A 7,169-nucleotide genomic window follows, 5' to 3' on the forward strand; every position below is an offset into this window, starting at 1 on the left:
GTGAACTGGTTTCTGATGTGGCGGCTTATACAGAAAATGCCGATGCCTGCAAGAGTTCTGGCGCGGCTTTTGTCAGGCAGCCTTGAGGGGCTCGACGCGCTCCACGCCGGGCGCTTCTTTCAGGGCCCGCTGTGCACTCAGGCCAATCGTGTAAGTTGCCGGCAGCTTCATGGTGACAACCCGGCCGTCTTCCAGTGGCATTTCGATCAGGAGTTCGCCCTGTTCAAGGTCCTGAAGCTTTGCAAGATGGCCAACCACTCCCGCCAGATCGCCAACATATGCGCCAACAGCGAGCCGAATCTTGAGCGCCCCCATCGCCTTCGACAATCTGGCTGCTTCAAGCTTCAGTACCCGTTCAGCGTTCAGTTTGATTTCTTCGGCGTTTCGTTTCACCCCAACGGTGATCGCCACCGCATTGCCGACCTGAAGCAGATCGTAATTTTGGGACAAGGTTTCCGGGAAAACCATCATCTCGACTTCGCCAGATGGGTCGGAAAGCGTCAGGAACGCAAACTTGCCGCCATTGCGCGCAGGTTTATCGCTACGCGCGCGGACGACGCCGATCATCTCGAGCGGCTTGCCGTCCGAGGCACGATCCTGCACCTCCATGGCCAGGGTCACGCGTTCGCGGTCCAATCCCTCAAGCACGTCATCCAGGGGATGGCCAGAGAAGTAGAACCCGATCGACTTGAACTCCTGATCCAGTTTCTGTTGACCATTCCAGGCCCTGGTTTTCGGCAGCACCGGCCTTAGTGCAGGTTCGGCCTCGGCAAACAGACCGCCCTGCCCGCCTTGTCGGTCCTGGGCTGCACTAACCGCCAAATTTGCCAGCAGCGGCGCTGACTCCAGCATTCTGGCGCGGTTCGGCTCCGTGCCATCGAATGCGCCGGCCTTGGAAAGCGATTCAAACGCTTTCTTGTTCACATGTTTCGGATCGACGCGTTCAGCGAAGTCGTAGAGATCCGCAAAGCGACCATCCTTGTCCCGTATCTCGACGACATGTTTCATGGCCTCAAGCCCGACGCCCTTCAGTGCGCCGAGCGCATATACGACCGCGCCATCACGCACATCGAAGTCTGCCGAAGAAGTGTTTACATCAGGAGCCAGAACCGGAATTTTCAGTCGCTTGGCTTCCTGGAAGAAGGCCGCGAGCTTGTCAGTGTTGCCGATATCAAGACTCATCGAAGCGGCGAGAAATTCGACAGGGAAATGCCGCTTCAGGTAGCCCGTATGGTAACCGATCAACGCATAGGCCGCCGCGTGAGATTTGTTGAAACCGTAGCCGGCGAACTTCTCCATCGTATCGAAGATGTCGTTGGCGAGCTTCTCTTCCATGCCCTTTTGCTCAGCCGCACCTTCGACAAAACGCTTCCGCTGGGCGATCATCTCCTCGACTTTCTTCTTACCCATGGCGCGACGCAGAAGGTCGGCTTCGCCGAGGGAGTAGCCAGCGATCTCTTGCGCCATCCGCATGACCTGCTCCTGATAAACAGGCACGCCATAGGTGGCCTCAAGGACAGGTTTCAGGTCCGGATGCTGATAGACAACGGAGGACGGGTCTTCCTTGCCCTGGACATAAACCGGAATGTTTTCCATCGGACCGGGGCGGTAGAGTGAGATGATGGCGATGACGTCCTCAAGATTGTGCGGACGCACCTTCTTGAGCGTATCCCGCATCCCGGCGCCTTCGAGCTGAAACACGCCCAGCGTCTCGCCGCTTGCCATGAGGTCGTATGTGGCCTGATCATCCAGGCTTTGCCATTCCGGCCCGACATCCCGGCCGTCCCGTCGGATCAGCTTGAGCGCCCGGTCGATCACGGTCAGGGTTTTCAGTCCGAGGAAGTCAAACTTCACCAGCCCCGCCATTTCAGCGTACTTCATGTTGAACTGGGTTGCCGGAAGATCCGCCCTCGGATCATTGTAGAGCGGCACGAGCTCGACCAGTGGCCGGTCGCCGATCACAACACCCGCTGCGTGCGTGCCCGCATTTCGGTACTTGCCTTCCAGCGACAGTGCGACTTCCAGCAGTTCCCCAACACGCTCGTCAGCGTCGATTTCATCCTGGAATTTTGGCTCGTCGTCGATTGCATCCTGCAGCTTGGGCGGATTGGCGGGATTGAAGGGGATCAGCTTGGCAAGCCGGTCGACCTGACCATATGGCATCTGCATAACACGGCCGACGTCGCGGACGACAGCCTTGGCCTGCAATGTACCGAATGTGATGATCATGGCGACGGAGTCGGCGCCATACTTGTCGCGCACATAGCGGATGACTTCTCCTCGACGTTCCTGACAGAAATCGATATCGAAATCCGGCATCGACACACGTTCGGGATTCAGGAAGCGTTCGAAGAGTAGATCAAAGCGGAGCGGATCAAGGTCTGTGATCAGGAGCACCCAAGCGACGAGCGAGCCCGCGCCGGACCCCCGCCCCGGCCCCACCGGAATATCATTGTCCTTGGCCCACTTGATAAAGTCGGAAACAATCAGGAAGTAGCCGGGAAACCCCATGCGCTCGATGATCATCAGTTCGTAGTCAAGCCGCTCAAAATAGGTATCCCGCTCGGCATACAGCTTGTCCGCCGCGCCAAGACGGTATTCCAACCCCTCCAGGGCTTGCTTGCGGAGTTCTTCTGATTCCGAACGTCCTTCATTCGAAAAGTTCGGCAGGATGGGCTGGTGCGTCTCTGCCTTTACCGCGCAGCGCTGGGCGATTTCAAACGTGTTCGCAATGGCTTCGGGAATGTCAGCGAACAATTCCCGCATTTCTTCAGCTGTTTTGAGATATTGGGATGCATCGACACGCTTGCGATCTTCCTGGCCCAGATACTGGCCATTCGAAATACACATCATTGCGTCGTGTGCCTTGGCGTCCGACGGCTTCATGAACCGGGCATCATGCGTCGCTACCAGCGGCAAGCCCAGTTCATAGGCGAGGTCAATCAACCCCTCTTCGCAAGCATACTCATCTTCGGAACCATGACGCGTGATCTCTACATAGCAGCGCTCCGGATAAGCTGAAGCAAGCGTGGAGAGTTCGGTCCGAGCGTCCGCGATACGAGCCTTCAAAAGATGGCGCGCGACTTCACCTTCCGCGCCGCCGGTCAGCAGGATCAACCCGTCTGTTTTGTCCAGCAACAACTCCCGTGAAAGCTTTGGCACACCGTCGGCTGCGTCCAAATAGGCCCGCGACGACAACAGCATCAAGCGCTTGTAGCCTATCTCGTTCTGCGCATAGAGCGACACCCGTGTCGGTTCGCTCTTTGGCATACCGTCTGTCACTTCGAAACAGCATGCCATGATGGGCTGGATACCTGCATCCGTCAGCGTCAGCGAGATTTCCAGTGCGCCATACAGATTGTTACGATCAGTAATCGCCACAGCAGGCATTCCCTGCTCGACACACCAAGCCTTCAGGCCCTTGGGCGTGATCATGCTTTCGAGCAAGGAATAGCTCGACCGGACGGCAAGATGAATGAAGGGCGACTCAGTCACGGGAAATCTCCTTTTCACAGGATACTGTGCCGCGCGCATCACCACCAGACCAGAGGCCGGGCGCGGCCTTCCACAACTTAGTCCGGCCGGTAATCCACCAGCTTGCCATCAGCCAAGGTCAGGACGCGATCCATGTGGCGGATCAGTGACAGATTGTGCGTTGCCACCAGCACAGCAGCGCCTTCATCGCGAACCATTTTTATCAGGGTCGCGAACACGCGCTCCGTCGTACCGGGGTCTAGGTTTCCGGTAGGCTCGTCGGCGATGACAAGACGCGGATCGTTTGCCAGGGCGCGGGCAATTGCGACGCGTTGCTGCTCCCCACCCGACATTTGCGCGGGTTGGTGATGGCCGCGCTCATCAAGCCCCATTTCACCCAACAAGTGTTCGGCCTTTTCGCGCGCAGCAGATTGTTTCGTGCCTGCGATCATCAGAGGCATCGCCACATTATCCGCTGCATTGAATTCCGGCAGCAAGTGATGGAACTGGTAGACGAAGCCGATCTTGGCCCGACGTATCGCCGTGCGGCCCTTGTCGTCCAGGGCGAGGCAATCAATGCCATCCAGCATGACCTTGCCAGATTCTGGCCGCTCCAGCAGGCCAGCAGTGTGCAACAGAGTGGATTTTCCGGAACCAGATGGACCGACTAGTCCGACCAACTCACCTGCATTCAGCTGTAGATTGGTTCCACTGAGAACGTGCAATTCTCCAGCGGCCGTCTTGTAGTACCGGTCAATATCGCGAAGTTCGAGAACGGGTTGGGCCATTATTCAAACCTCAACGCGCTGACCGGGTCCTGACGGGAAGCCCACCAAGCCGGAATGATCGAAACGAGCATAGACATGCCGAGCGCATATAGACCGGTCTGCAGGACTTCACCCCAATCGAGGATCGCAGGCAGGCCCTCGAGACCGTAAACTTCCGCGTCGAAAACTTCACCCGGCACAAACAGATTGATGAAAGCCTCCACAGCATCGATGTTGGTGACAACAAGAATGCCGATCGCCATACCAAGCAACGCACCCAAGGTGCCAAGTATGGTTCCAACGAGCAGGAAGACACGGAGCACACCGCCGCGTCCAAGACCAATCGTTCGCAGGATGGCGATATCGCGTGTCTTGTTCTTCACCAGCATAACAACGCCGACGATGATGTTCAGTGTGGCAATACCCATGATCACCATGACGAGCATACGCACCATGGTCCGCTCAACCTGCAATGCGTTGAGATAGCCCGCGCGCTGGCTTTTCCAGTCAAATACGTAAAGCGCATTGCCGGTAGCTGCCGCTATGGCCTCCATGGCCGCGGCTGTTTTGTTCGGATCATCCAGTCGGATATCCAGCATTTGGTAGCGATCCTTGGACTGAAACAGGATCTGCGCCTGCTCCATCGGCATAAAGATATAAAGCCGGTCGAGCTCAACGCTTCCCGTCTTGAAAACGTCCCCGACAGTGTAGGCCTTGCTGCGCGGCGTTGATCCGAGAGGTCCGGCATTGGTCTGCGATGTAATGATCTCTACCTTGTCGCCCGGCCGGACACCGAGGCCTTCCCGGCCAGCAGCCAGAAATGCCCCCATCATGACGACATTGCCGCCATTCTTGCCTTCGCCAAACCCGGATTCAATGGCCGCCGCCCCGCCATCCTTCAGGAAAGGCATAGTGGCGAGGTCTTCCTTGCGGATGGCCCGCACGGCCGCCCCCGTCTTGCGACCATTCGCCGTCACGAGCACATATTCTTCAATATACGGTGCGACACTGGACACACCATCAATCAGAGAGATCGTCTCCGCAATCTGTTCGGCTTCTTCCTCTGTATACGACGCAACAACGCCGTAGACATGTGGCTGACCGCCCAGCAAAGCATCCAGCAAGGTCGCCCTGAAACCGCTCATGATGGACATGGTGATGATCAGCGCAGCAACCGCAAAGAAGATGCCGACAAAGGAAATGATCGATATCAGGCTTGCACCGCCATGCTCCCGCTTGGCGCGCAAGTACCGCCAGGCGAGTGTGCGCTCCAGCTTCCCAAACGGCGCGGCGGCTGACGGAATATCACTCATTCGGGCCGCACCTTGCTGAGGGCATCCGCGAGCGGCATTTCTGATTTCTCACCCGTTTTGCGATTCTTGACTTCAACGACACCGTTCTTGATACCACGTGGTCCGATGACAATCTGCCATGGTAGACCAATCAGATCCATCCGCGCGAACTTGCCGCCAGCCCTGTCATCAGTCTCGTCATATAGCGTGTCTATTCCGGCAAGTTCGAGTGCCTGGTAGGCTTGCTCGCAAACCGTGTCACATTCCTCATCGCCGACCCGCATATTGATGATTCCGACCTGAAACGGCGCAACGCTTTCCGGCCAGACAATCCCATTCTCGTCATGACAGGCTTCGATAATGCCGCCGACCAGACGCGAAACGCCAATGCCATAGCTGCCCATCTCGACCGGCACCATTTGGCCGTCCGGTCCCTGGACAACTGCGTTCATGGGTTCGGAATACTTGGTGCCGAAATAGAAGATATGGCCGACTTCAATACCGCGCGCAGAGACCTTCCGGTCTTCCGGCAGTTCAGCGAAGGCGGCTTCGTCATGCATCTCTTCGGTCGCGGCATAGTATTGCGTCCGCTTTTCGACTTCCGCTGTCAGGTCAGACGTGAAGTCCAGGTCCAGACCCGGAGCAGGCATATCCAGCAGGGTCTTGTCGCAGAAGACGGCGCTTTCGCCCGTCTCAGCGAGGATGATGAATTCGTGGCTCAGTTCCCCCCCAATCGGGCCAGTATCTGCGCGCATGGGCACACCGGTCAGGCCGAGGCGCGAGAACGTGTTGAGATAGGCGCAGAACATACGGTTATAGGAGTGTCGCGCATCGTCTGCCGTCAGGTCGAAGGAATAGGCATCCTTCATCATGAACTCACGCCCGCGCATCACGCCGAAGCGCGGGCGGATCTCGTCCCGGAATTTCCATTGTTGGTGATAGAGGTTCAGCGGAAGCTGCTTGTAGCTCTTCACATATGAGCGGAACACATCGGTGACGAGTTCTTCATTCGTGGGGCCGTACAGCATATCGCGGTCATGGCGGTCGGTGATGCGCAGCATCTCCTTGCCATAGGCTTCATACCGACCGGACTCGCGCCAGAGGTCAGCTTGCTGCAGTGTTGGCATCAGCATTTCCACAGCGCCAGCGCGGTTCATCTCTTCGCGCACGATCTGTTCAATCTTCTTGAGGACGCGTAGGCCAAGCGGCAGCCATGTGTAGATGCCTGCTCCGTTCTGGCGAACCATGCCGGTGCGCAGCATCAGCTGATGCGAGGCGATGGCCGCATCTGACGGGGCTTCTTTGGATACGGGCAGGAAATACTTCGACAGACGCATGGAATCTCCGTGATCGCGCGGTAAACGAAGGCCACCTAGCCGCAGCGCCCCCTATTGCGCAAGCAAACGTGGCACGATGATGGCTGCAAGACCTGTCAGAACAACTGCACCCCCCGTCGCCCAAAGCGCTTTTTTGGCAAGCATGGGGTTTTTCGGCGCCGCTTCTTCCGTTCCGTCAATCGTGGAATCGTCTTCCCACTGCCCCTTCACGCCGATCGGAAGAACGACGAAAAAGGACAGCCACCAGGCAATGGTGAAGACAACACCGGCGCCGAAAATGGTCATCAGTGGGCTTCCTT

At 57.4% G+C, this 7,169-nt stretch carries 5 protein-coding genes; all 5 read right to left on the minus strand.

Annotated elements, in window-relative coordinates:
* Positions 1-72: 72 nt before the first annotated feature.
* Entirely contained in the window at positions 73-3,534 is a 3,462-nt protein-coding gene (gene dnaE, locus B2344_RS06265; RefSeq protein ID WP_414651729.1) for a DNA polymerase III subunit alpha, read from the minus strand.
* 38 nt (positions 3,535-3,572) lie between these two features.
* Complete coding sequence (locus B2344_RS06270; RefSeq protein ID WP_290483185.1) at positions 3,573-4,262, minus strand: ABC transporter ATP-binding protein; 690 nt, start codon at positions 4,260-4,262, stop codon at positions 3,573-3,575.
* Positions 4,262-5,554, minus strand: coding sequence for an ABC transporter permease (locus tag B2344_RS06275; protein WP_242517302.1), 1,293 nt, complete (start codon positions 5,552-5,554; stop codon positions 4,262-4,264). The genes B2344_RS06270 and B2344_RS06275 overlap by 1 nt, the downstream gene beginning before the upstream one ends.
* Positions 5,551-6,870 carry a proline--tRNA ligase gene (proS, locus tag B2344_RS06280; RefSeq protein ID WP_206990493.1) on the minus strand — a complete coding sequence of 440 codons (1,320 nt, stop codon included), beginning with the start codon at positions 6,868-6,870 and terminating at the stop codon, positions 5,551-5,553. The genes B2344_RS06275 and proS overlap by 4 nt, the downstream gene beginning before the upstream one ends.
* 51 nt (positions 6,871-6,921) lie before the next feature.
* A partial coding sequence (locus B2344_RS06285) for a DUF1467 family protein (RefSeq protein WP_290484857.1) occupies positions 6,922-7,169 on the minus strand: 248 nt, incomplete at its 5' end.

It is taken from the genome of Hyphomonas sp. UBA3195 (assembly GCF_002366485.1).
In the GTDB taxonomy this organism is placed as follows: Bacteria; Pseudomonadota; Alphaproteobacteria; order Caulobacterales; family Hyphomonadaceae; genus Hyphomonas.

Bases quoted from the DNA above. Each gene is read 5' to 3' on its own strand.
- dnaE (WP_414651729.1), bottom strand. From the start codon at position 3,534: ATGCGCGCGGCACAGTATCCTGTGAAAAGGAGATTTCCCGTGACTGAG.
- B2344_RS06270 (WP_290483185.1), bottom strand. From the start codon at position 4,262: ATGGCCCAACCCGTTCTCGAACTTCGCGATATTGACCGGTACTACAAG.
- B2344_RS06275 (WP_242517302.1), bottom strand. From the start codon at position 5,554: ATGAGTGATATTCCGTCAGCCGCCGCGCCGTTTGGGAAGCTGGAGCGC.
- proS (WP_206990493.1), bottom strand. From the start codon at position 6,870: ATGCGTCTGTCGAAGTATTTCCTGCCCGTATCCAAAGAAGCCCCGTCA.